This window comes from Corynebacterium ulcerans (assembly GCF_900187135.1).
GTDB classification, from domain to species: Bacteria; Actinomycetota; Actinomycetes; order Mycobacteriales; family Mycobacteriaceae; genus Corynebacterium; species Corynebacterium ulcerans.
Map to the genome: position 1 here is coordinate 636053 of NZ_LT906443.1, position 25391 is coordinate 661443.

23 protein-coding genes are annotated in these 25391 nt (G+C 51.8%); 3 read left to right on the forward strand and 20 right to left on the reverse strand.

Annotation, left to right across the window (positions count from 1 at the left end; translation table 11 throughout):
• Window positions 1–222: 222 nt before the first annotated feature.
• From CKV68_RS02825 to CKV68_RS02910, 18 genes are all read right to left on the reverse strand, one after another.
• On the reverse strand, window positions 223–519 hold the full coding sequence (locus CKV68_RS02825; protein WP_038622075.1) for a YggT family protein: 297 nt from the start codon (window positions 517–519) through the stop codon (window positions 223–225).
• 261 nt (window positions 520–780) lie between these two features.
• Window positions 781–1230 (reverse strand): cell division protein SepF, encoded by a 450-nt coding sequence (locus tag CKV68_RS02830; protein ID WP_014526004.1) that lies wholly within the window; start codon window positions 1228–1230, stop codon window positions 781–783.
• A gap of 176 nt (window positions 1231–1406) precedes the next feature.
• The gene (gene pgeF, locus CKV68_RS02835) at window positions 1407–2126 is read right to left on the reverse strand and encodes a peptidoglycan editing factor PgeF (protein ID WP_095075556.1); all 720 of its coding nucleotides are present in this window, start codon (window positions 2124–2126) and stop codon (window positions 1407–1409) included.
• Window positions 2127–2128: 2 nt separating this feature from the next.
• Window positions 2129–3358, reverse strand: a complete 1230-nt coding sequence (ftsZ, locus tag CKV68_RS02840) for a cell division protein FtsZ (protein WP_014836593.1) — start codon at window positions 3356–3358, stop codon at window positions 2129–2131.
• Window positions 3359–3674: 316 nt separating this feature from the next.
• Window positions 3675–4331 carry a cell division protein FtsQ/DivIB gene (locus CKV68_RS02845; protein ID WP_095075557.1) on the reverse strand — a complete coding sequence of 219 codons (657 nt, stop codon included), beginning with the start codon at window positions 4329–4331 and terminating at the stop codon, window positions 3675–3677.
• 15 nt (window positions 4332–4346) lie between these two features.
• On the reverse strand, window positions 4347–5804 hold the full coding sequence (murC, locus tag CKV68_RS02850; protein WP_095075558.1) for a UDP-N-acetylmuramate--L-alanine ligase: 1458 nt from the start codon (window positions 5802–5804) through the stop codon (window positions 4347–4349).
• Window positions 5805–5928: 124 nt separating this feature from the next.
• Window positions 5929–7014 carry an undecaprenyldiphospho-muramoylpentapeptide beta-N-acetylglucosaminyltransferase gene (gene murG, locus CKV68_RS02855; RefSeq protein WP_095075559.1) on the reverse strand — a complete coding sequence of 362 codons (1086 nt, stop codon included), beginning with the start codon at window positions 7012–7014 and terminating at the stop codon, window positions 5929–5931.
• Complete coding sequence (locus CKV68_RS02860) at window positions 7014–8648, reverse strand: FtsW/RodA/SpoVE family cell cycle protein (protein ID WP_013911867.1); 1635 nt, start codon at window positions 8646–8648, stop codon at window positions 7014–7016. Before CKV68_RS02860 ends, murG begins: the two co-directional genes overlap by 1 nt.
• A gap of 52 nt (window positions 8649–8700) precedes the next feature.
• A complete protein-coding gene (murD, locus tag CKV68_RS02865; protein ID WP_095075560.1) occupies window positions 8701–10086 on the reverse strand; it encodes a UDP-N-acetylmuramoyl-L-alanine--D-glutamate ligase in 1386 nt (461 codons plus the stop codon).
• A gap of 3 nt (window positions 10087–10089) precedes the next feature.
• Window positions 10090–11190: a phospho-N-acetylmuramoyl-pentapeptide-transferase gene (gene mraY, locus CKV68_RS02870; RefSeq protein ID WP_013911869.1), complete on the reverse strand. Its 1101-nt coding sequence runs from the start codon at window positions 11188–11190 to the stop codon at window positions 10090–10092.
• A gap of 3 nt (window positions 11191–11193) precedes the next feature.
• Window positions 11194–12744 carry a UDP-N-acetylmuramoyl-tripeptide--D-alanyl-D-alanine ligase gene (locus CKV68_RS02875; protein ID WP_095075561.1) on the reverse strand — a complete coding sequence of 517 codons (1551 nt, stop codon included), beginning with the start codon at window positions 12742–12744 and terminating at the stop codon, window positions 11194–11196.
• Between the two features lie 83 nt (window positions 12745–12827).
• Complete coding sequence (locus tag CKV68_RS02880) at window positions 12828–14339, reverse strand: UDP-N-acetylmuramoyl-L-alanyl-D-glutamate--2,6-diaminopimelate ligase (protein ID WP_095075562.1); 1512 nt, start codon at window positions 14337–14339, stop codon at window positions 12828–12830.
• A 90-nt stretch (window positions 14340–14429) separates the two neighbouring features.
• Window positions 14430–16457: a peptidoglycan D,D-transpeptidase FtsI family protein gene (locus CKV68_RS02885; protein ID WP_029974304.1), complete on the reverse strand. Its 2028-nt coding sequence runs from the start codon at window positions 16455–16457 to the stop codon at window positions 14430–14432.
• Between the two features lie 33 nt (window positions 16458–16490).
• The gene (gene ftsL / locus CKV68_RS02890) at window positions 16491–17198 is read right to left on the reverse strand and encodes a cell division protein FtsL (RefSeq protein ID WP_014526013.1); all 708 of its coding nucleotides are present in this window, start codon (window positions 17196–17198) and stop codon (window positions 16491–16493) included.
• A 15-nt stretch (window positions 17199–17213) separates the two neighbouring features.
• Complete coding sequence (gene rsmH, locus CKV68_RS02895) at window positions 17214–18254, reverse strand: 16S rRNA (cytosine(1402)-N(4))-methyltransferase RsmH (RefSeq protein WP_029974306.1); 1041 nt, start codon at window positions 18252–18254, stop codon at window positions 17214–17216.
• A 183-nt stretch (window positions 18255–18437) separates the two neighbouring features.
• Window positions 18438–18869, reverse strand: a complete 432-nt coding sequence (mraZ, locus tag CKV68_RS02900) for a division/cell wall cluster transcriptional repressor MraZ (protein ID WP_013911875.1) — start codon at window positions 18867–18869, stop codon at window positions 18438–18440.
• Window positions 18870–19385: 516 nt separating this feature from the next.
• Window positions 19386–19781, reverse strand: a complete 396-nt coding sequence (locus CKV68_RS02905; protein WP_014526015.1) for a DUF3040 domain-containing protein — start codon at window positions 19779–19781, stop codon at window positions 19386–19388.
• Between the two features lie 136 nt (window positions 19782–19917).
• A complete protein-coding gene (locus CKV68_RS02910) occupies window positions 19918–20340 on the reverse strand; it encodes an SAV_6107 family HEPN domain-containing protein (RefSeq protein WP_023635988.1) in 423 nt (140 codons plus the stop codon).
• 190 nt (window positions 20341–20530) lie between these two features.
• Here CKV68_RS02910 and CKV68_RS02915 point away from each other — a divergent pair, with 190 nt between their 5' ends.
• Window positions 20531–21139 carry a GNAT family N-acetyltransferase gene (locus CKV68_RS02915; protein WP_013911879.1) on the forward strand — a complete coding sequence of 203 codons (609 nt, stop codon included), beginning with the start codon at window positions 20531–20533 and terminating at the stop codon, window positions 21137–21139.
• On the opposite strand, the gene CKV68_RS02920 is transcribed toward CKV68_RS02915, so the two are convergent.
• A complete protein-coding gene (locus tag CKV68_RS02920) occupies window positions 21136–22119 on the reverse strand; it encodes a methylenetetrahydrofolate reductase (RefSeq protein ID WP_014526016.1) in 984 nt (327 codons plus the stop codon). The two genes, CKV68_RS02915 and CKV68_RS02920, sit on opposite strands and share 4 nt — an antisense overlap.
• A gap of 171 nt (window positions 22120–22290) precedes the next feature.
• Between CKV68_RS02920 and CKV68_RS02925 the strand changes: the two genes are divergently transcribed.
• Entirely contained in the window at window positions 22291–23469 is a 1179-nt protein-coding gene (locus tag CKV68_RS02925; protein ID WP_095075563.1) for a polyprenyl synthetase family protein, read from the forward strand.
• Between the two features lie 15 nt (window positions 23470–23484).
• The gene (locus tag CKV68_RS02930; protein ID WP_014836608.1) at window positions 23485–24960 is read left to right on the forward strand and encodes an alpha-(1->6)-mannopyranosyltransferase A; all 1476 of its coding nucleotides are present in this window, start codon (window positions 23485–23487) and stop codon (window positions 24958–24960) included.
• Here the strand turns inward: CKV68_RS02930 and CKV68_RS02935 are convergent.
• Entirely contained in the window at window positions 24957–25325 is a 369-nt protein-coding gene (locus CKV68_RS02935; protein WP_032802843.1) for an Rv2175c family DNA-binding protein, read from the reverse strand. The two genes, CKV68_RS02930 and CKV68_RS02935, sit on opposite strands and share 4 nt — an antisense overlap.
• Window positions 25326–25391: the final 66 nt, after the last annotated feature.

The following is a 25391-nucleotide window of genomic DNA, read 5'->3' on the forward strand; positions in this document are numbered from 1 at the left end:
GCACACTCAAACGTCAAGAAGATGACCAAACGTTTATACGCAATACCTCCCCCATGATAACCCGTATAGGCACTTATGCAGCCCAATACAGGCTAAAACAGCTCTCGTTTTCCTATTTTTTGGTGTTTTTTTCAACAAAATTGAAAGAAATCGGGCGACCAAGCAGAAAAGAAGCCTCTTCGCCCTCGTTCAGGGGCACCCGAACTATAAACCATTAGTAACTTATACCGAATAAAGGGCGATGCTGAGCAGAATTCTGATAAACGAAAGCGCGAAAAAAAGTACCAAAATAGATACATCGAGCGCAACATTTCCGAGCTTCAGTGGCGGAATCCAGCGGCGCAAAAGACGCACGGGTGGATCAGTCAACTTAAACAAAACCTCGAAAATAACGACCATGAATTGTGGCGCCTGAAAATTACGAGAGAAGCTCACGATCATTTCCACCAAGATTCGGCCGATTAAGATCCACGTATAAATCTGAACAACCAAAATCAGAATGTTTAACAGAGTGTGCAATGATATGACCTTCCGTCTTGCAAAAATTTATCTATCTTCATCTAACTTCCTAGTATTTATTCATAATGGTGCGTCCTAAGACAAGTTGACCAGCGAATAATCACGGAGATTGTGAATTATCCTGTCCACTTGACACCAATATCCTTTCTTCCAAAAGGTACGCAAAACCCCTTGACGTTATTAAGGTCGGTTGGGACATTATCCATCCTTAATAACGTCAAGGGGTTAAGAAAAGTTTCTTCTAGACCTTGACGAAAGGCCTTATACGCGAGCGGCTCTCTCCAAATCTGCAGTGGTCACATCTGCACCCTCGGGAACAATCGCAAATACCATGTGGCTGATCTTCTTCATTTGGCCGCGGAGAGCGAAACAGAGGCCAGCAGCGAAATCAACAATTCGCTTACCTTCGTCCAGTCCCAAACGGTTGATATCAAAGACAACGGAATCACCATCGCGGAAAGGCTCACCAATTTTGGTTGCAGCATCCGAGTAGCTATTGATGGTTACAGGAACAATATTCGACGAAGCACGACGGGAAACGTGGTCATAGGCGTGCACATCCTGATATGCAGGCTCACGGTAGCGCTGTGGCTGGTATGCTGCGCTTCCCTCGTAACGTGGCTCCTCATAGTAGGCCTCATCCGCAAGGTACGGATCGCCTTCCACCCCAGAAAGCCCGAAGAAATCTTTGGTCTTCTTCATTATCGACATAAAGTGTCCCTTTCATCGTATGCGGTGTGCTATGTGGTACTCCGCTTTTGCGATGTCCAAAAGCTGATGCTAGCACCTAAAGCTACTTGCTTATAGTGGCTCGATGTCGCTGCGACACAGCATTTTTCCAAGCTAATTTAATTTTGTGGAGAAAATTGCCTACTTCATTACTCATATTAAGGAAGCCACACAAGCCCTGCATGCCGCCCCGTTTTGCCTTCGCGACGATAGGAGAAAAGTTGTTTATCTTCAATCGTGCAGCGAGGATCAATGTCTATAGCTTTTACCCCTAGCTGCAACAACTGTCGTGCCAGTCCTCTACGAAGATCTAATCCTGATGTTCCTTTGTTGGTTTTCACTAGAGCGCCAGGCAGATGGCGTTCTACATCCGCGGCCATTCCTGCGGGAACCTCGTAGTGTCGCCCGGAGGCAGCTGGCCCCAAAAGTGCATGAACGTTGCGAGGAGTAGCACCTAAGTCAGCCATGGCGTCAATCGTTCTACGAACAATTCCATTTCGAGCTCCCATTCTGCCTGCATGAACTGCTGCCACCACCCCAGCTTCTGTATCTGACAGCAACACAGGAACACAATCAGCTGCCAAAACCGCCAAAGCAAGCCCACGCGTAGTAGTCACAAGCGCATCAGTAGCTTCTACTGCCGACCCTTGCGGTTGAGTAACCACCGTAACGTTGACTGAATGGATCTGTTCCATCCAGACAATATCGTGAGATTCCAGCCCAACAACTCGAGCCAAACGGTTTCTATTAGAAGTCACATCAGCCAACGCGTCCCCCACATGATCTCCCAAATTAAAAGAATCATATGGGGGAAGGGAGACCCCGCCCGCTCTGGTGGTAAACACCTTGCGGACGGGGCGGTCGTTTCCTTTACTCATGTTTAGCGAAGGAAGTCGGGAACATCGAGATCTCCGCCACGCTCATCACGGCGATCCCGATAATCATTACGGTAGTCTGTCCGACGTTCATCGCTTGAGGTAAACAGCCCGTCACTACCGCCTGCGCTACCACGAGGTGCTGGCTCTTCTGTGCGCAAGTGACGAGCTGAAGAATCGGATTCCTCACCAAAGATCGATGTGGAAGCTCGCTCAGGAGCAGGAGTCGGCGTTACGGCAGATTCGGGTGCGGCTTCCACTTTGGGAGCAGGGGTTTCCACTGCGTTTTTTGCACCATCAAAACCTGTAGCAATAACTGTGACTCTAACCTCATCACCCAAATTATCGTCAAAGATCGTTCCAAAAATCAGGTTGACGTCTTCATCAGCTTTCTCCTGCACCATAGAAGCTGCGTCATTGACCTCTTGGAGACCAAGATCCGAGCCGCCAGCAATAGAAAGCAAAACGCCCTTAGCGCCTTCCATGGTGGACTCGAGCAATGGAGAATTAATAGCTTCTTCAGCCGCTGTGAGCACGCGATTGTCTCCGCGAGCCGATCCCACACCCATAAGCGCAGATCCAGCGTCAGCCATAACTGAACGAACGTCGGCAAAGTCGACGTTGATCATGCCGGGGATAGTAATGAGGTTAGTAATTCCTTCGACTCCATTGTGCAGCACCTGGTCTGCAGCACGGAAAGCCTCCATCATGGTGAGGCTTGTGTCGCCTAGCTGCAGCAAGCGATCATTCGGGATCACAATAAGAGTGTCGCAGACTTCCCGCAGCGCATCGATCCCTTCGACTGCCTGGCGTGTACGACGCGGCCCCTCAAATTTAAAAGGACGAGTAACGACGCCAACGGTCAGGGCACCCATTTTTTTAGCAATACTTGCAACAACCGGAGCTGCACCAGTGCCAGTTCCGCCCCCTTCTCCCGCTGTCACAAACACCATGTCTGCACCCTTGAGGGTTTCTTCAATCTCATTTTTGTGGTCTTCCGCAGAGGTACGTCCAACTTCTGGATTAGCTCCAGCACCAAGACCACGGGTAGCCTCACGTCCAATATCGAGTTTGACGTCCGCATCGGAGAACATCAACGCTTGAGAATCGGTATTGACAGCAATAAATTCGACGCCCTTAAGACCTTCCTCGATCATGCGGTTAACAGCGTTTACACCGCCACCGCCGACGCCAACAACCTTGATTACGGCGAGGTAATTATCTGGGGAAGTCATGAGCGACTCGCCTTTCACATTGAGTATTTTTACTTCATTCATTCAGCACCACAAGGGAAACGACCAAATCGCGATGCTGCACTGCAATACATCATCAACTACTTTCGAGGTTTTTTGTCGGACATTTACGGCGGCGTGTCTCTAGTCTCAACCTCAACTTTAGGGTTTGACGTGCGGAAACAGGAAGTTCTGATGCTTCCGCGAAGGCTTGTACTTGCCTGCTCAGCCCGGAAAAGTACTGGTTTTCAGCTATACGCGATCACAACAAAAAAAGGAGTGTCCTCCGGTAAAAGAGAACACTCCATTTTAAGAAATTTTATTTCACTGCAATAAGGGGTGCACCACTCACGTCTAAACTCTGTTCTGGGCGGGTGAGGGCATTTTTTAATGCCACTGCTTTATCCTTTACGTTTTCCGACGATCCCCAGTAGACACTGCGCCCGTCCTTAAGCTGGATTTTCAGCTCATACGCACTAGGAGCATCAACAGACTCAATCTGAGTACGAATCTCAGGAGAAAGTCCTTCCACCATGGCTCCTACCGCCGCATACGCGGAAGAAGCATCGTCGTCTTGTCCAGTAACCTGAATAGCTTCGGGAGGGTGCACATCAATAACAAATGCCCGTCCCTTTCCATCAAAAAGGTGATCTCCATCAGAACGCTCAGTAAAGAGCACAGCATTATGCTCAGTTACTTTTACCTTCACAGATTGGGGAAACGACCTATCAACTGAGGCAGAGGACACCCATGGCAATCGTGAAACGGCAGTAGCCGCTTTAGTGGCATCAATCCGCAACAGATTACTTCCAATCGCAATATCTGTCGCAGATACAATTTCTTCTTGTGGAGTGTGAATGTTTCCTTCTACTTCAAAACCTGAAACTTTGATCACAGGAACAATAAAAAGGACAGCTGCAACAAGAGCTACCGCAACAAGTACTCCTATGCTTCCCAAGATCGTTTTCTTTTTCATAACTCCACGAAATTCCTATGTTGTTTCTGATCGCAAGCGCGTAAGGATTTCCGGCGCCAGGATTGTAACGCTGCCCGCCCCCATCGTAATCACAAGATCACCCGGGGCAGCAACGTCCGCGACAGCGTCGGGAACATGCGAGAAATCAGGTTCAAAATGCGCAGGAACAGTCATTTTCTCTGTGATGATTCTGGAATCCACACCTTCCACTGGTTTCTCCCGTGCTCCGTAGATGTCCAGGACAATAGCCTCGTCTGCCAAAGACAAAGCCGTAGCAAACTCATCCACAAAATTCATTGTTCGGGAGTATAGGTGAGGCTGGAAGACAACGATGAGGCGCCCCTGACCACGAGCTTGCAGCTTGGCACGTGCAGCGGTTAAGACGGCAGTCACCTCGGTGGGGTGATGCGCGTAGTCGTCGTAAAGCTCAATGCCTGCAAAGTCTCCCTCTGCAACAGTGCCATGATATTCAAAACGGCGACGCACACCGCTAAAATCGCTGATTCCGGCAGCTAACTTGGTTAGCTCCCCACCAGCGATCACACCTGCGGTCAATGCAGCCGCTGCGTTAAGAACCATATGCTGGCCGGGTGTCCGCAGGACAACCTCTACTTCTTTGCCCTGAACACTGATGGTTGCCACCGTGCCAGAATGAGTAATCTCGAAGGATTTCACCACTGTTTTTGCGATATCTGGATAGTCCGCTGCAGCAGCTGACGTGCCATATCCAACGACTTTGATGTCGCTGTGCTCCTCGTGGGCTTTTTGCCCCAACATGGCGGTGTGAGGGTCGTCCAGACACACGACTAAGGAGCCACCAGGTACCAAACGCTCAGCGAACTTCTCAAACACCTCAAAATAGGCTTCCTCAGACTTAAAAAAGTCAAGGTGATCCGGCTCAATGTTAGTAATTACCGCTACATTCGGCTTATAACGCAGCAATGAGGCGTCAGATTCATCGGCCTCTGCGACAAAGGCATCTCCTGTACCTTGGTGGGCATTCGTTCCAGCCTTATTAAGCTGTCCACCAATAGCAAAGCTTGGATCCATACCCGCTGCTTGCATTGCTACTACGGCCATAGACGTGGTGGATGTTTTTCCATGTGTTCCGGCAATCAAAACTTGAGTGCTGCCCTCCATTAGTTCTCCTAGGAGGTCGGAGCGACGGATAACAGGAATACCGCGCTCACGAGCTGCAACTAATTCCGGGTTATCCTGCGGGATTGCTGCAAATGACGTGACCACCGCTGTCGGCTCTTCTCCCGCAATGGTGAGGTTTTCTGCAGCATGTCCAACGGCAACGTGTGCACCCATAGAGCGAAGTGCCAGGACAGGTCGTGAATCTTTCACGTCAGATCCCGAGACTGTTGCACCTCGCGATAACAAAATTCGTGCAACGCCAGACATTCCAGCGCCACCGATACCGATGAGATGAACCCGGCTAAGGTCGATGGCAGAATCCGAAGTGGTCATTTATCCTCCGTGGGGAATTACAAAAGCTGATGTTTCCAGCGTTTTTACACAAAATGATCATAAGAGTGGGTGGTGGTAGTACCCACACTGCGCCTACCTCAGAAGGTAGGCGCAGACTAACAAGCTACGCGGGCAGATGCTCCGCATCGTGGTCTTTAACAATGTGATACACAATATCGGCAATGATCGCAGCCGCGTTGCCAGCCTGCGAGTGAGCTACTGCTTCTTTCATCGTGCGATATATCTCAGGCTCGCTCAGGATTTTTCCGACGCTAGTAGCACATGCATCACCGTCAAAGGACTCATCATCGATGAGAATGGCCCCACCTGCAGCAACGATGTCTGCCGCGTTCAATCCTTGTTCCCCGTTGCCATGGGGCAAGGGGACGTATATCGCTGGAATTCCAGCAGCAGTGTTTTCTGCGACGGTCATTGCCCCGGCACGGCAGACAATGAGATCAGAGACCGAGTACGCTGCCGCCATATCCTCGATATAGGGCACTGGAACATAGTGCTCACGCGCGCAAGGGACATCGTTTTTTGCTCCATAAGAGTGCAAAACCTGGTATCCCTGCGAAAGCAAAGAATCAATTCCTCCTGCCACAGCTCGGTTAATAGAAGCAGCTCCCTGCGAACCGCCAGTAACCAAAACGGTCTTCCGGGCAGGATCTAGCCCCCATGTTCGTAGTCCGCGCTCTCGGGCCTCAGAGTTAACTTTTAGCGTATTGCGGATTGGAATCCCGACTACTCGACCAGGCATGCCTGAGCCGGCTACTGCGTTGAGCCCAAGTCCGCCCATCCGCACGCCCAGTTTATTGGCCATTCCCGAGCGTGCATTGGCCTCATGCACGATATACGGGATCCCTAATGTCTTAGCCGCAAGGTATCCGGGAGCAGAAACATATCCGCCAAACCCGATAAGCACAGAAGCGTCGTGAGCTTTGAGTACGTCACGGGTCTGTTTTACGGTACGCAGTAATCTGAACGGAAGTTTAAACAAATCTGCGTTAATCTTGCGAGGCACAGGGACAGGATCAATAAGTTTAAGATCAAACCCGCGTGCAGGAACGATCGTCTGTTCCAATCCTCTGGATGTCCCCAACGCAATTACGTTAGCTCCACGACCTCGTAATTCCTCTGCGACCGCCATCGCCGGTTCGATGTGTCCCGCGGTTCCGCCACCTGCTACTACTACGTGTGGGGATTGCATTACCGTCTCCTACGCCTATCGTCTTTGTTGTTCTGCGAGGACCATCTGTCCCGCCTACGGTCTCCGACGCTACCAGTGCCGTAATCATTGCTTTCCGACGCCCACCTATTTCCGCGTTCTGTGGATCCAGAAGAGTAACGCGTATCGGTGTTTCTTGCCCTATTGTCCCGCCAATCACGACTTTGATTGCCTCGCGTATTGCGTTGTTCCCCCACCACGTAAGAGCTACGATGAGGTGATTCTCTCCGGGGGCCACGGGACACAGGTGAAGAAGCCTGCTGCGGCTTGGGCGCTGGCGGCGGCATGCGTCGCTCTGCGAGACGGGTTTTATCAACAGAACGCCCAAAAATGGGGGTTTTAAGGGAAAGACCTTCCACGTTTGGTTCTCTTAGCCCCAGGAGGCGGTCAATGGGAGGACGCCCATACGATTGCATAGCTGAGATTGCCTCCGGCTCATGCCGTGCGCAGTTGGCCAAAAGGCCCATAGAGGCCAAAGTAATAATCGCTGAAGTTCCGCCAGCGGAGATCATCGGTAGCTGGATGCCGGTCACGGGGAGCAAGCCAATCACGTATCCAATGTTGACAAAGGCCTGTGCAGATACACCTGTCGCCAGCGTCGCGGCGGCAAGCGCTAGGAAGCGATTGGAGTTTTTTGCAGCCGTGCGCATCCCAAAGAAGAGTAGGAAGGCAAAGAGCACGATGGTAATTGTTCCGCCAACAAAACCCCATTCTTCTCCGAGAATGGCAAAAACAAAGTCATTACGCGCTTCTGGTAAGTAGAACCATTTGGCACGCGACTGCCCGATTCCTACGCCGGTGAGGGAACCGTCGGAAAGCGAAAGGAAGCCTTGATAGGACTGGTAGGCCTTATCAGCGGTGTCTTCAAAGTGTCCTAGCAGTGCATCAAAATAGACAGTGAAACGGTCATTGCGGAAACTTGTTCCGACCACCATGCCCAATGCACCAAGAACAATAACTGCTGCCGCGGTCAACATGTAGGTCTTTTTAACGCCCGCGAAAAACAGCATCGCGATCACCACAGAAGAAAAGGTAACCGTCATTCCCAAATCACCTTCGGCCGCGATGAGAACGGCGACCACTCCTGAGAACAGTGAGTAAACGATGTAGTCGTTCCATTGACCCGTCGGTTTAAATTTCGGGCGAGAAAAAAAGTGCGCTCCCCACACCGCGATCATGACACGAGCGACCTCTGAGGGCTGCAGCCGCAACGGCCCCAGAACAATCCACGATTGTGAACCCACTTCTTCTCGTCCTGTACCAAATCCAGGTATAAGAACCACGACTAAGAGGACAACCGTAAAGGCCATGGCTAAAGTGGAAAATCTTCGCACCACGCCTGGGGGCAACCACAGCATCAACCACATGCTGGCCAGGCCAATCACGACCATCACCATCTGCTTGAGAGCAGAACCCCAGACGCCGCTGCCTTCCACCAAAGACCACGTCATCGAGCTGGCGACTACCATCAAGACTCCAGAAAGGACGAGCAACCCGACTATCGACAAAATAATGTAGTAGTTGGCAAGCGGCCGCTGGAACAGCGCGCTAATCCGATCACCGATCATCCGAAGCGGAGATCCAGTGTTTCGTTGTGGTGCTGTGGTGCTTGTCATTACTGCCCTTAGCCGCTGGTTGTCGTGATGGTTATGGAACTCACCTTAGTGATTAATCGTGAAGTTCTCGCGCTATGGCCTCAGCAAAGATATCTCCGCGTTGTCCCATTCCGCTATACATATCCAGGCTTGCCGCCGCAGGAGCAAGGATGATCGCATCGCCTGGTGCGGCGTGTGCCACGGACCATGCAACAACATCATTCATCGCCTCACGGGGTTCCTGATTCTCCGTCACCATAATAGCGGCATGTGGAGCAAGCTCTCGCACTGTTTCTGCGATAATTGGAGCATCGATGCCAAGCAAGGCTACCGCTTTCAGTCGTGGGGAATGCTCAAGAACAAGGTCTCGTATCTCTGCCCCCTTGAGCTGCCCTCCAGCAACCCAGACGATCGACTCGTGTCCGGCCAGTGCGGTGCCTGCTGCATGAGGATTTGTGGCCTTTGAATTATCAATGGCCACAATGCCGCGCGCATTCCCCACAACCTGACCGCGATGCCCCGCTACGTGGAAGTCCGCGAGTGCTGCCGCAATCGTGTCTGCAGAAACTCCCATAGCTCGGGCCGCTGCCGCAGCAGCAAGAGCATCATAAACCCCCGCTGGTCCGGGCGGCTCAATACCTTCAGCGGATACAAGCTCAAGTGAATCTGCAAAAGCGCAATCCACAATCATCTTATTGCGCACTCCCAGCTGGCCTGCGCATGGATCAGCTGCAGTGAACTCGATTAGTTTTTGCGTCTGCGTAGTACTCAGAAGCCGTGCTACGTGTTCGTTATCCACTCCAGCAATAGCGATGGGGGCACGCAGAACCTTCGCTTTGGCAGCAGCATAACTGTCAAAGCTCCCGTGCCAGTCAATGTGGTCGTCTGCAAGGTTTAACAAGATCCCCACATCAGGAATAAGTTGCTCCGACCAATGCAACTGAAAGCTGGAAAGCTCAGCCACGAAAACGTCGATACGCTCAGCACTGCTCAGCGCTTCTGCTACTGAAACCCCTATGTTGCCCACCGCGTGTGCCTTGACGCCGGCGCGTTTCATGATTGCTTCTAGCATTGCAGTGGTAGTAGTTTTCCCGTTTGTTCCGGTTACTACAAGCCATTGGCGTGGTTTCCCAAACACTTCTGCGCGGTCAAGGCGATATGCCAGTTCCACATCACCTAAGACCTCAATCCCTAGGTATTGAGCGCGCACCAATAAGGGCGTGTCTGGCTTCCAACCAGGCGAGGTGATCACAGACGTAAAGTCTTCAACCTGTATATTTGCGTCTATACAAACCTCAGCACCGGTCTGCATGTGGATGTTTTCCAGAGCTTCTGGACGCGAGTCGGTAACAACCACATCCACATCCAGACTCTTTAGCAGGGCTGCGATTCCCAGTCCCGATACACCAGCACCAGCAACGAGAACCCGCCCCTGAAGTTCTTGAGGAAGTCTCTTCATTTCTTAGACTCCCACCAACGAGAGCCACTCACCGTAGAACACCGATGCGCCAATCAAAGCGGCAAGAGCGGCGATGAGCCAAAAACGAATCACAACAGTAGTCTCAGCCCACCCACCATTTTCAAAGTGATGATGGAACGGCGCCATACGGAAAATTCTGATTCCTTTAGTCCGGAACCCAACTACCTGGATAACAACCGATGCGGCCTCAAGAACAAACAGAGCGCCAACGATCACCATAAGAAGCTCGGTACGAGAAGCTACTGACAAACCAGCGACAAGGCCGCCGAGCGCTAAGGATCCGGTGTCTCCCATAAAGATCTTTGCCGGCGCAGCATTCCACCACAGGAAGCCCAAGCATGCACCCAAACCTGCGGCTGCCAAAATAGCCAAGTCCAAAGGATCTCGTACGTCATAGCACCCAGGTTCTGCACCAGCAGTGCACGCATTGCGGAACTGCCAGAAAGTAATCAGGGTGTACGTTCCCATCACAATAGCCGTCGAACCGGCTGCTAAGCCGTCGAGTCCATCAGTGAGGTTCACAGCATTCGACCAGGCGGAAATCAGGATGTAAATGAAGATCAAGAAGATCGCGATTCCCACAACAGTAGGGCCAACGGCCAGATCCACGGTGTCGAGATCACGTAAGAAACTTAAATGCGTGGATCCTGGGGTAAGGCCGTTTTCATCCGGGAACCTCAAAATCAGACCGCCAAAAATAAGGGCTATAGCCAACTGACCCACGAGCTTGGCGGTTTTGTTCAAGCCTAAATTTCGCCCTTTATACAGCTTAATAAAGTCATCTGCGAACCCAAGTCCTCCGAGCGCTAGAGTCAAACCGAGCACCAGAGCCCCAGAAACCGTGAAACCACCTTGCCCACTGATTTCTCCGTAAATCGCAGTCACTAAGTAAGCAACTGTGATTCCCACCAAGATAGCGATACCACCCATTGTCGGTGTGCCGCGTTTACGCAAATGAGATTTCGGGCCATCCTCACGGATTTCCTGCCCCAGTCCTTCCGCACTAAAACGACGAATCAACACGGGTGTGACAAAGATGGAGACCAACAATCCAATGGCTCCGGAGATAAGAATTTGAGTCACTTGCTATTCACCTGCTGTATTTCGTTCTTCATGTTGGTCGTTCACGTGGGGTTTCTTTATTAGCTTTTGTTCGGATAACACATCTGCCAGCTCATCTGCTACCTCCCAAAGGGCAAAGGCATTGGAAGCTTTAACTAGCACCACGTCATCCGTATGCAACAAAGGAGCAAGCATACGCGCGGCTTCTGGGTTAGTGCGAACAACCAGAGTAGTTATACCCGTCTTCTCCGCCGCAACGGCTAAGGCGCGACTGTCAGGATTCTCCCCTACTGCGATAATCCCATGTACGCCTATGTTTTTAAGCTCAGCGCCAAGTGTTGCATGGACTGTTTGTGATTCTTGTCCAAGCTCACCCATTGGTCCAAGCACTGCCCAACCATTACTTCCTCGGGACCGAGCAGTGTGTACGAGCGCGGATAATCCGGCACGCATAGATTCATTGTTCGCGTTATAGGCGTCATCAATCACCGTGATATTTCTGGGGCAAGAAATGATCGACATTCTATGCGCGGAAACGCCCACATGTTTGTTCAAAGAACACGCAATCGTTTCAGAATCGATCCCCGCAGCATGTGCTGCTGCTGCAGCAGCAAGTGCATTAGATACCTGATGTTCCCCTGCTACTCGGAGAGAAACGTGGTGCGCCTTCTCATCGTGAATATGCATTGTAAAGCTTGCACATGCGTTGTGATCAAAGCTGATATCCGTTGCATGCACGGTGGCTTCTGTGGTCACTGCAGAATAAGAGATCACATGCGCGCTCGTTTGCGACGCCATGCGTATAACCAGCGGATCGTCTGCATTAAGAACAGCCTTACCGCTTTCTGGTAACGCCTCGACCAGCTCGCTCTTCGCTTGAGCGATAACAGATTGAGAACCGAACTCCCCAACATGCGCGGTGCCCACGTTGAGTTCCACGCCAATCTTGGGAGGCGCAATTGCAGCTAGATGCGCGATATGGCCTATCCCCCGCGCCGACATTTCCGAGATAAGGAATCGGGTCTCTGTATCGCACTTCAGTGCAGTGTAAGGATGCCCGATTTCATTGTTAAATGATCCCGGAGGGGCAACGGTGCTTCCCACCGCAGAGAAGATCGTCGCCATCATATCTTTAGTGGACGTTTTGCCTGCAGAACCCGTCACCCCGACTACTACGAGGCCTTCCTTGGTAAGAACGTCTATAACGTGGCGAGCTATCAGACTTAAAGCCCGTAATACCGCTGCCACTGACCCATCGGCATCGTTTTCTGTGGCATAGCTATCGCGCTTCCGCTCGTGTTCCGGGATTGGCGGGACAATAATGCCAGGAACAGGTTGCCCCCCGTCCATAACTGGACGAGATAAAAGGCAGCCCACGGCGCCATCCGTGACCGCTTTAGCGGCGTAATCGTGGCCGTCGACACGCGCCCCATTGATCGCAACAAACAGCCCACCCGTAGTAACTTTGCGCGAATCGAACTCAACAGATCCTGTCACCAGCGTCGTCGGATCGGTGCCCGAGGTAAGACTCCCGCCGACGACCTCGGCGATTGTCCCCAAAGACAACTCAATCATTGTTTTCCCTTCAATCCCATATACTTCAGCTCTCTGATTCACGCCTGCCACAGGTTAGACCGTCAGCAGTGTGAGTTCGCACGCTAGCTATTATTTCGTATCTCTTCGAGCGCGGCGGCCAGCTCTTCTCGGTCATCAAAGTGATGATTTATTCCCTGGATGAGCTGTCCTACCTCGTGGCCTTTGCCCGCGATAATGACGGCATCAGTGGGCCTTGCCCACGCCACAGCTTGCTTTATAGCTTCTCGACGATCCCCGATCTCACGGATTTCCGCAGTCGTCGCGGCTTCACGAGCACCACGCAGAACGGCTTCCCGAATCAGCGCAGGATCTTCCGAACGCGGATTATCGTCAGTAACGATCACTAAATCAGCTCTGCGCGCGGATTCCTCCCCCATGATTGAGCGCTTACCTTTGTCTCGATCGCCACCAGCGCCCACTACTATGGCCACGCGCCCAGCTGCTTGACGACGAACCGCGTCCAATACCGCAGCCACTGCCGCAGGTTTGTGCGCATAATCTACGATCGCCAAGAAATCTTGGCCTCGATTAACCCGCTCCATACGCCCAGGAACACTTACCGCAGTGAGCCCTGCAACAAAGCGATCAAGGTCGATACCTATGCTGCTGGCCAAACCTACTGCAAGTGCTGCATTAGCTACGTTAAAGGCCCCTGGAATAGGCAGATCAACGTCAATATTCCGATCCTTATGTGTCACCACAAAACGCTGACCACCAGCGGCGTCCACAGTAAGTTCCGAGACAGCAAAATCTGCTTGTTTTTCCGCACTCGTAGACACTGATAGGGCATCCGCGCCACTTCGTTCTAGCATCTGCAGACCCCATGGGTCATCTATACACACAACTGCCTTATTTGTATGTACGGCAGAGGCTGGATCAAACAGCACTGCTTTCGCCTCAAAGTATTCTTCCATCGTCGGATGGAAGTCCAGATGATCTTGGGAGAGGTTGGTAAAACCAGCTGCAGCGAAATGCGTAGCCGATACCCGCCCCAGGGACAAAGCGTGGCTGGATACCTCCATCACCACATGGGTTACGCCCTGGTCAAGCATCTGAGCAAATAGCTTTTGTAGCATCGGGGCTTCAGGAGTGGTGAGTTTTGTCGGGATCTTCACCCCATTGATCCGAGTCCCGGTAGTGCCGATGAGCCCAACTGATTTTCCAGCATTAATCAGACCAGCTTCAAGCATATAGCTCGTTGTAGTTTTACCACTGGTGCCAGTAATCCCAATGACCTGTAGTGACTCTGAAGGATGCCCGTAGATCTCAGCGCTGACTGCACCAAGAATGTCCCGGACGTTCTCGACTAACAGACGCGGGCGGGTATCACCGCTCTCGTGCAAAATCGCCGCACCAGCAGCATCCGTCAAAATCGCAGCTGCTTGAGTTCCTTGAGCATACACAGCGCCGTGGCTGCGGGTCCCCGGAAGCGCAGCAAAGAGCCCTCCTTGAGGAAGCTCCTGGGAATCAAGACTGATGTCCTCAATGACGATGTCCTTGTCACCGTGGAGTTCACCACCTGTTAACGCTGCCAGAGAACCCAGCGTTACCAAGGCACGCTCTTTTCCGCTCATACGCTTCCTTCCCTACCAAGATCACTAACGCATTTAACGACAAACGATAAGTCTTTCATGAATCCCTGCTTTAGCCGAATATTCACAAAACTAATGAGCCTGTAGAACTAATTGGCCTTCCATTGGTCGTGACAGAGGGACGTTATCGCGATCAAGCAACCACGACGCAATATCGTGGAACAAAGGAGCCGCCGACTGCCCACCCTCGCCGTGAACACCACGCAATGGCTTATCAAGCATCAACGCGATCACATAGCGAGGATTATCCGCCGGGGCTATGCCCGCAAACGTAATCCAATAATTGGAGTTTGAGTATGCACCAGTATTGGGATCAACTTGCTGCGCGGTGCCGGTCTTACCCGATATTTGATAACCTTCCACGCCTGCGCCAACTCCGGTACCCGATTGGACGCCTGTGGGATCTTTCTGGATAACAGACCTAAACATGTCCACGACCGTTCGCGCGGTATCCGCTGACACCACTCGCGTCTTGTTCGGCTCCGGCTGAGCTATTTCAGCTCCCGTAGAATCAACGACTTTTTCCACGATTCGCGGCTCAATGCGCTCGCCTTTATTTGCCATTGCTTGGTAGATTCCTGCCATCTGCAGCAGAGTCAAGGACATGCCTTGGCCGATGGGAAGGTTGGCAAAGGTTCCACCGGACCACTGCGAAATATCTGGCAAAAGCCCAGCGGATTCTGAAGGCAGCTCCACGCCCGTCGTATGCCCCACACCAAACTTATGAAGGAGATCGTTAAAACGTTCTTCGCCAAGCCGCTGCGCCAGCATCAAGGTGCCTACGTTGGATGATTTTCCAAACACTCCTGTGGTGGTATATCCAACTGTTCCGTGGTCCCAGGCGTCTTTGACCGTCACGCCAGACATCTTGATACTTCCAGGAACTTGAAGCACCTCGTCAGGTGTGGTCTTTCCGTCCTCTATCACGCCGGCAGCAGTGATGATCTTGGCAACTGAACCCGGCTCAAAAGGAGCAGACACCGCAGTATTGTCAAAGACTTTTCCGTTTTTGAGCTGCTTTTCAATATCTCCATTTGGATTTATTGTCCCGGAGTTAGCCATCGACATGATCTTGCCGGTTTCAGAATCCAAGACCACTGCAGAAGCAGATTTAGCACCCGAGTTAGCTACAGCTTGTTCCAGCTGTTGCTGCACATAGGCTTGCAAGTTCAGGTCTAGCGTCAACGTAACGGAAGCCCCGTCCGTAGCTGGAACCTCATCGCGAGTTGTACCTGGGATGATCTGACCGTTAGCAGAAACATCAAGCGTTTTTTGTCCATCAATGCCAGAGAGCAGAGAATCATTAGCTGCCTCAAACCCAAACTGCCCTTGACCATCTTGGCTGATCTTTCCCACCACATTCTCTGCAACAGCCCCGTTGGGGTATTGCCTAATCTGCTGCATATCTGCGGCGATGCCATGGAAATTCTGAGAGATCTCCTCGGCGATATCGGGGTCCACGTTGCGCACGAGAACCTCGTAATTAGTATCAGCCTTCAGCTTCTTTAGAATCTGATCGGATTTTACTTCCGACGTCGTAGCGCTCGCGTCACTGATAATGGTGGGAATCTGATCGGCATAATCGTTCAGAATGTCATCCACGACTTCGTCGATACGCTTCTCTCTAGCACTGCTGTCGAGCTTGGAATACTCACCACTATTTTGCAGTTTAAGCTGTGCCGTATAGCGCAATTCTTTTCGCAATAATTTAGGAGAAGCAGTCAAAGAACGAGCCTGCATCGTATAAGCGATACGGTTGCCCGCGCGGTCTAAGATTTCGCCACGCCGCGCACTGTCTATATACGTACGAGAACGCTGCGCTTCTGCTCGATGTGAAAGCTCTGGGCCCCACACCAGTTGCACCCACGCTAAACGCGCAACCAAGAGAACGATCATGATAATGGCAAGCGCCATCACTCCGCGAAGTCGGAAAAGTAACTGCTTATCCCTATCCACGGTGACCGCATTTGTGTTAACGGTCCTTTTAAGACCGAGATCTTGTTCACGCCGATACCTAAAACTATCGTTGCGGCGACGCGAAGTATCCCGAGAAGCCCATTCTTGTCTCCTCGGGAAATTATCCGAATTAGATCGATTCACTCGCTATTGCCACCTAACCTGGTGAAGCTTCCTCTACCGACCTGCGGTTGCTGCATAAGGAGCAACCGTAGAGCCATTGGCACCAGTATTCGTACCCGTATTAGCGCTCACTGCGGGACCGGATTGTGGAACAGCATTAAGGCTACCTGCTACTTCATTCGTTTTGGCAGGATCGCTTGAAGCAGAAGGAGAAATCTTGTCACCGTTGATGTCCACGAGAGGGTGCGTTGCATCATTAGCTTCCCGCTGAACCACTGGATTCCCATGGTCATCATGCGCAAGAACTCCTGCAGCATCAGGGACTACAAGTCCCATGGCGCTAGCTTTGCGCGCGATCTCTGCAGAAGAAGACGCGTTTTCTACATCCCGGTTGAGGGTCTCAATCTGATTCTTCAGGGTAGTTTCTTGGCTCTGTAACTGCTGGATAGCGAAGGTCTGCTTGGTGGACAAGCCTGACAAGACTAGCGTCACAGCAACTCCTGCGATCATCAGCAACAAAATGCCGGCAACAAAACGCACTCGCCCTTTATCTACTTTGGGGCGCTCAACGCGTCGTCCCCGATAAGAGATAACCTGCTGAGAACCTGGCGCATGTTGGAACCGGCGCCGAGACCTTGACGGCGCATGATAGCTGGGGCGTGCAGTCCTGCTTGGAGAATCTAGCAACGCAGTAGCGGTTCCGGAGCTTAAGTCGCGGGACCGGTAGCTTGACTCTCGGCGTGTGCCTTCCGTCATCGTCATCTATTGCTCCAGGTGCTAATTGGCTGTGGTTGGTTCTTTAAGTGCCTCAATCGCTCGGACTCTGACCGATGCGGCTCGAGGATTCTCTGCGATTTCTTGTTCGTTTGCCTTTTCTGCGCCTCGCGTCACTACTTTGAATCCCGCTTCCATCCCGGGGAGATCCACAGGAAGTCCTGGCGGAGATTTAGAAGTACTAATATCCACGAAGTAGCGTTTAACGATCTTGTCCTCCAAAGACTGATAGGACATGAAGACCGCTCGGCCACCTTTAGCCAGGTGCCCTGTTATCACGGGAAGAACATTCTCTATTGATTCCAGCTCCTTGTTGACTTCAATACGCAGAGCTTGGAATGTTCTTTTGGCTGGATGCCCGCCGGTTCGTCGAGTAGCAGCGGGGATAGTAGCGTAAAGCAGTTCTACTAGCCGTCCAGAGTGAGTAAAAGGCGCTTTTTCGCGTTCTTTTACCACTGCGCTCGCGATCTTTCCGGCAAAGCGCTCCTCGCCGTAGATTTTTAAGATTCTGGCTAAATCACCATGCGAATATGTGTTGAGAACGTCCGCCGCAGTGATCCCCTTGGAATCATCCATCCGCATATCAAGCGGCGCATCTACTCGATATGCAAATCCACGCTCTGCTTGGTCAAGTTGCATTGAGGAAACGCCAAGATCAAACAGTGCTCCGCTGATACCGTGGTGTATTGCTTTCTGTGCAATCTCATTGCCTTCTTCCGCGTTCTGCTGCAGTTTGGGAAGGAAATGGTCAAAGCGGGTATGTATCCCCAGAAAACGATCGCCATACACCGATAGTCTTTCCCGCGCATTAGCCAGCGAATGAAGATCACGGTCCAGCCCAATAACGCAGGCTTCCGGGAAGGTTTCCAGGAAAAAGGCGGAATGCCCGCCAGCGCCAAGAGTCCCGTCAACGATGACTGCAGATGTTCCCATCGCGGTCACCGGAGCAGCGATCAACTCCGCCATGCGTTCTCTGAGCACAGGGACGTGCCCGTGATTATCACGAATATCGTAGTTCCACGCAGAATCTCTACCACTGGTCACTATGAAGTCCCCCTTTCAGTAGAACTATGCGTCGCCCTTCAGCGGCACGTTAATTAAAAGCGGGGTGTACACAGAGCCCTGCACGAAGAACCCACTCTGATATCGGGGAAGTACACCAGAGTTTCACTTCGAGCAGAGTTCGTACGTACACTCCGCACGCCATACGATATGTAGTTATCTGTCCTATAACAGACCACCTAAGAAGTCGCCCTCGGCAGAGGAGAATGCGGCTTCAGTTTCCGACTGGTACGCCTCCCACGCCTCGGCATCCCAAATCTCCAAGAAATCCACGGAGCCGATTACTACGCATTGCTTTGTAAGCCCTGCATAGTCCCTATGCGCAGCTGAGAGGGTAATGCGACCTTGCCCATCCGGACGTTGTTCATCAGCACTCGCAGCTAGATTTCGAATAAACGCACGCGCCTCAGGATTTGTCCTAGAAATCGCGGCGGCCTTACGCGCACGAGCTGCAAACTCTTCACGCGGATAGACCGATAGCGAATGATCCTGCCCTTTGGTAACCATCAGGCCACCAGCAAGCTCATCTCGAAATTTTGCAGGAAGCGTCAGACGGCCTTTGTCGTCAAGTTTCGGCGTATAGGTGCCAAGAAACATTGGCTAGGCACCTGCCTTCCCGATAACGCAAGCCTCAACGTCTTTGCCAGTTCCGAGGTAGCAGAACAACCGCTACCCCTTCACTGCACACCACCTTACCCCACTTTCCCCCACCAATAACAGGCGTCACTATATTTTCACCTCGGAAAACGTGAAAATATCAACTTCTACCAGCGGATATAGAAGTGGAGAATTTTTCACAAAACACCCAATAATCACACCAGTTTCCCCCTTTTCACCAATCACAAGGCATTATCAAGAAAGAAGGGGCGCATGAGAGAAACCACCGAATAATCACCACGACAAGGCAAAATACTAACATTTCACCCAACCCCAGAAGACACGTCAGCGCCGCCAGCCGCTCAGACCCTTCATGACATTCCCATGAGCAGTGACAGCGATATCCACAAAGGTGGGGGAAAGTGGGGAACTCTGGAATCGACGCGTAAACCACAAATCATGAGCCATAAACACAAAAAAGTCGGCCACCCTCGGGTGACCGACTTTCTTTAAAAACTATTGTTCAAATCGACGGCGGAAGTTTTCTTCCATTCGATTACCAATTCCGTCGGAACGTGAGCTGCGATTCGACTTCCCTGAGGAGCGCGTTGCGCCGAAAGACGAGGTCTTCACACCAGAAGGGGCACGAAGCATCCATATCGCACCGCCAAGCATCACAATAAAGCCAGCAATAGCAAGAAGTACGAACAATAGTGTCTGTTGACTCAGCGCAACACCCCCAATGAGCATTACCAATCCAATAACAATGATCGCGATTCCCCGAAGAGTGACCATTCCGCCGGAAGGCACCAAGCCCGCATCCCTTACAGAAGCGCCAAACTTGGGGTCTTCCGCCAATAAAGAGCGTTCAATCTCTCGCAGCGCACGCTGCTCCTGCTCTGAAAGTGACACTTCGACCTCCCAAGGGACGTTTTGCTTTTTAACTGGCTACTTATGCTAACGCCAACACTAGTAGGAAAGTTCCCTCTAGATTAGGTTTTTCCCAGCTAATTCAAAACCACACAGGAAGATATCAAAAAAGAGCAGGTCAAGCCGCCATAGAGTCACCCTGAACACACTCGATGTCATGCAGAAAATCTGAAACGATAGATATAAGCCCCCGGACAGTTTGTGCCGAAACTTCCGTTTCCAAACCCGTAGAGATCCGGGAACGTAATCGTGAATAACTAGCGATCTTGTCCGCCCACACGTTTTCCGCCTTCCCCACCAAGCGCAATTGCTCAATTGCGCTCGTTGGTTTACGTTTGCGGGCGGCTATCGGAGACATAGCAACTCGCGCCCCCGCAGCCCTCAACGCTGCACGATATGCATATTCCAACGCAGAGCACATGTCGCCCCGATGGGATAGCTCACCGGCCTGCGCCAGGTGAATATATGCCCCGTCAAGCAGTCGCTGAGCTCCCCCTGCACGCTGCACAAAACGCGTAGTAGCCGATACAACATTCGACATGATCTCTTCCCCTTTCCCACCAATATCCGCAGGCCATAGTCCTTTACGTTCAAACTGGGAAAATACTATCCACCGTACCTAACACCCATCTCATATTATAGCACTGGTGTTCGATTGAAACTAGAGTGCGTTTGCCGACTTTTCCCGAAAACTCCTCACTTTTACATCAAAAAAGTGATTCCATAGCATTGTGTCCATTTCCATCCAGAGTCTTTCGAGTACAGCTTTTGCATTCCACTGCCCCGACTTTGTCGATCTTTATATCGATGCAATGGGATATAGCCCGACTCTCCGCCATTCCAGAATCTCCGTATGGAGACGAGCCGTGATGGAATCCGGATTCACTGCCGTGTGCGCAGTCGAATCAGATGAGAGTCATTCCTATACGTATGGCGATGGCATAGCCGGAGTCGCGTATGGATTTCTGGGTAGACGCGAACACTGGTGGAATCGACAAATTCGCCGAGGGCTTAGAAATGCCAAAGCGACATCCTTAGGAATGAATGCTTCCATGCCCGAGCACTATTTTGAGCTCGCTGAGATCCACGTTTCCCCCACGGCGCAAGGCCAGGGCATCGGCCATAAGTTACTCTCGTCACTACTCAACAACGTGCAGTCAACAACAGTTTTGCTCTCCACGCCGGAAGTACCCAACGAGTCAAACGCCGCTTTTTCGCTTTATCGACGCCACGGTTTCTACGACTTACTACGCGACTTTTATTTTCAAGGCGACTCCAGAGCTTTTGCCATCCTCCAGGCAGAGCTCGACAAAGATCGCGCAGTGCTCGACATCAGTTAACGCACTGCGTCATGCCCATGATCGGTTCCCCAAGCAGGGGCCATGCCTAAGTTATGGAGAACTTCTTGAGTAGCCCGCACATAGTTCATCGTCATAAAGTGAATGTCAGGCACGCCCTCAGCAATAAGTTTCTCCGCTATCTGAGTTGTCACGTCGATCCCGACTTTACGTATGTCTTCTTTATGGGACTTTTCATCCCCCTTGGCAGCGTCGAAAAGCTGTTTTTCCAGTTCCCGCGGTAAAGAAGCTCCGGCTAGCTCCATCTGTCGCCGCACAGACCGAATACTTGTTATAGGCATAAGGCCAGGAATAATAGGTTTACAACCATGCTCAGGGTCCGCTTTGGCTAAGCGATCGCGGAGCCGAAGAAAATGGTCGATGTCAAAGAACATCTGAGTGATGGAAAACTCAGCCCCGGCGCGCAATTTCTGCAACGTGAACTCTGTATCAGCTTCCAACGTCGGTGCTCGATAGTGCCCTTCTGGGAAACTCGCAATGCCCACGTGAAAATGTGATGTTTTCGGGTTTTTCTTGGTGAGTTCGATAAGTTCACTGGCATATTCCAACCCTCCGGGAGTGGCAACCCACTCCGCCATGGGGTTAGTTCCGGGAGGATCACCCCTAAGGGCAAGAAGGTTGGACAGACCATGCGCAGCATAATCATCCAGGATCTCTACTAACTCGGCTTCTGTGTGCTCCACTAGGGTTAAGTGAACGAGCGTTGTCAGTGGATGTTTGGATAACTTATGAGCTACGCGCATCGTGCGTTCTCTACTCGACCCACCGGCTCCGTAGGTTACGGAGACAAAAGCCGTTCCTAAATCATGGAACGCTTCGGCCGCTTTCCATAGTCTTTGTTCCGCCGCTGCATCCCTGGGTGGCATAAACTCCACAGAAAATGGGACCCGGCCAGGACTAGGCATCTTAAGTACCTCAGTGATGGAACGCTGATAGGCAGCGGGGATATGCGAAGCAGACATGACTCGGTATCTTAAAGGGTGAGAAACAAAATCTTCGCGTTTCGAGGGTGCATCGACCTGTTTTATTCACTCTTTGTGTACAAGGTGAGGGGTACGTTCGGATATCCCCTGTTCTGGACTTTTCCAGTGGCACTCCAGCAAACGCGCCACTTAGATATAGGCTTGAGCGATATGCACCACTCCCGAGACGCGCACACCGCATCTCCTGTAAGAGAAAAGGATCCCGCTACAGTGTCTCGTTCCACTACGCCCCCTCAATTCGATGCACGTTCCTTAGCTTTCTCCGAAATCGAACCGGCTGTGGAACAAAAACTGCGCGAATTTTTCCAAGGACGCTCCCGCAAAATCTCCGTCATTGGTGAGCCGGTATCTCGCGCAGTGACTTATCTGGAAGATTTTGTCTTAGGCGGCGGCAAGCGGATTCGCCCTAGCTATGCATGGGCTGGTTTTTTAGCCGGCAACGGACTCGAAGGTGCGGAAGATCCGGAAGCCGTATTAGCGTCGATTAGCTCTCTCGAGCTCATCCAGGCCTGCGCTTTAATCCACGATGACATCATCGACGCCTCCGATTCTCGTCGAGGACAACCAACTGTTCACCGAACTGCGGAGGCTCGTCATAGAGATAACTCTTGGAATGGCGACTCTGCGCACTTCGGCGAGTCGATTGCGATCTTGCTTGGTGATCTTGCCTTTGCCTGGGCAGACGATATGTTTAGGACTTCTGGACTAAGCGATGCAGCTATCGCCCGGACTTCTAATGCCTGGCGTGGTATGCGCACAGAAGTTATCGGCGGTCAGCTCCTTGATGTCTTCCTAGAGTCTGCGGGAAGCGAAAGCATCGAACTTGCAGAAAACGTCAATCGCTTTAAAACTGCGGCCTACACAATTGAGCGTCCGTTGCACATCGGTGCTGCTATAGCCGGTGCCGATGAAAAAATCGTACGTGCGCTTCGTGATTACGGAAGAGACATCGGCGTGGCATACCAGCTTCGCGACGACCTACTCGGTGTATTTGGTAACCCCGCAGTCACGGGGAAACCAGCAGGTGACGACCTGCGCGAGGGCAAGCGCACTGTTCTAGTTGCCAAAGCCCTTGAGCTTGCTCACGCCGCGGATAACGCAGATGCCGTGGAATCCATTCGGAAAGGCGTGGGAACGGTTACCGAGCCACACGATATTGCGCGTTTAGCCGATACTATTCGTCAAACTGGCGCAGAAGCCGGCGTGGAAAAACGCATTGATGAACTCGCAGAACGGGGAATTTCTCACCTTTGCACCGCAGATATCAGCGACGATGCACGCAACATACTCGTATCTTTGGCCAATAAAGCCACAGCCCGCTCAATGTAATTCTGCGTGACAACGATGACTCTTGTGTTAACAAAGCTCTATTCGCTTTCCCCGGTCCGAACAGGCTTGATAGCCACGATTTTAATCACTCTAGGTTCTTTTGGTGGCGGCGCCATCCGAAACCGCGGCGGGTTGTTAGATATCCTTAACCTGGAATTTTTGTCTTATGGCCATGGGGCTGGCTTTTCTAATATCACGCTGTGGATCGGCTCTGCGTTATTTGTCGTAGCATGGTTCTTACTCGGACGACGAGTCGTCGCGGGCCATGCGACCGTTCAGGATGTAACCCGAACGCTGACTTTGTGGATTATCCCCCTTGCGCTCGCCGCCCCCATCATGTCTCGGGACATCTATTCCTATTTGATGCAAGGCACGCTGCTTCGCGACGGTTTCGATGCTTACACCCAAGGTGCATCCGCCAATCCCAGCCCTATTCTGTACGAAGTCTCGCACGATTGGCGAAACACCACCACTCCGTATGGTCCACTCCATTTATGGATTAGTGAAGGCATAGTGCGACTATGCGGAAACCACATTGCTTACGGGATTTTTTGTTTTAAAGCACTGTCCATCCTCGGTTTTATGGGGATCATGTGGGCTATTCCTAAAATAGCCCTCGCCCTGGGCAGTAATCCTGCAATGGCGCAATGGTTGGGCGTGGCTAACCCAGTGATGGTTTTTCATCTCATCGGAGGCATGCACAATGAGTCAATCATGGTGGGCCTAGTCAGCATCGGCTTAGTGCTAGCACTGCGTAAATCGGTAGCACATTACCTCTACGCTATTGCAATCATCGCAGTCGCTATGTCGTTGAAAGCTACTGCGGCTCTCGCGCTCCCCTTCGTTGTATGGATAGCGGTTGCGCATGTTCCGGGTTCATGGAAAACAAAAACACGTGTTTTCCTCGCAGCGGGAATCGTCGGCGCTATCGAGACTCTCGCTGTCTTAGCTGCAGTAACCTGGGCTTCAGGGGCTTCCTGGGGCTGGATTGCAGCACTGAGCGGCAACACCAAAGTTATTAACCCACTCGCTTTTCCTTCCCTCATAGCCACCATAATTTCTAGCGTGGGAAGCTTGTGGATTGACCCGTTCCCCTTCAACGCTGTCGTGGGTGTGCTACGCGTAGTCTCCATGGTTCTCATGGCGCTAGGGCTTGTGATCTGCTGGTGGGTGTTCCGAAAAAGCTACCGCGATGCCATCCGTGGCACAGCCGCTGCATATGCGGTCGCGTTCTTTTTCAACGCTGTGACCCTCCCTTGGTACTACGCGAGTGTACTTTCCCTCATCGGTACATTCACGCCACCGCTGTGGTTAAAGAAAATAACCGTGGGAGGTTCTATCGTCGTAGCGATGGCATTCACAGGAAGCGGAAACCACCAGCTTTACAATCCGGTGTGGATGGTAGCCACGGTGATCGCAGGCTGGTGGATGACCCGCTCAATTTTTGAGGCCTCCGTCAACGACAACGCCCTGAGTACTACGGGCGTCTAAAATGCCGCTGCTTGTGCGCGACGCATGACTTCGCGGGCAAGGTGTCCGTGGAGGGCGTCGACAGGCCGTCCTGGCAAAGTATCATCCTCGGTGAAGAGGTACTGGAAGATCTCCTCGTCGGTAAAGCCACCGTCGGAAAGCAACGCAATGACCCCAGGAACAAACTTATTGGTGGTTCCTTTCACAGAGAGGAAAGCTTCGGGGATCTTGCGCACACCATCGTCATAAACACAGATGAGTTTATGCTCACCGAGAAGATCAAAAACTCTGGTTACAGGAAGTCCCAAACGCTCCGCATAATCGGGGACAGTAAGAAGGGGCTCATTGTCTGGCAAGGCGCTACGTGACACGTTGTTGTTACTCACCCTTGTTAATCTAGCTTGTCTGCTAGAACTGCGCGATAAATAGTGCGGCGAGTTAGCAAAGGCAGG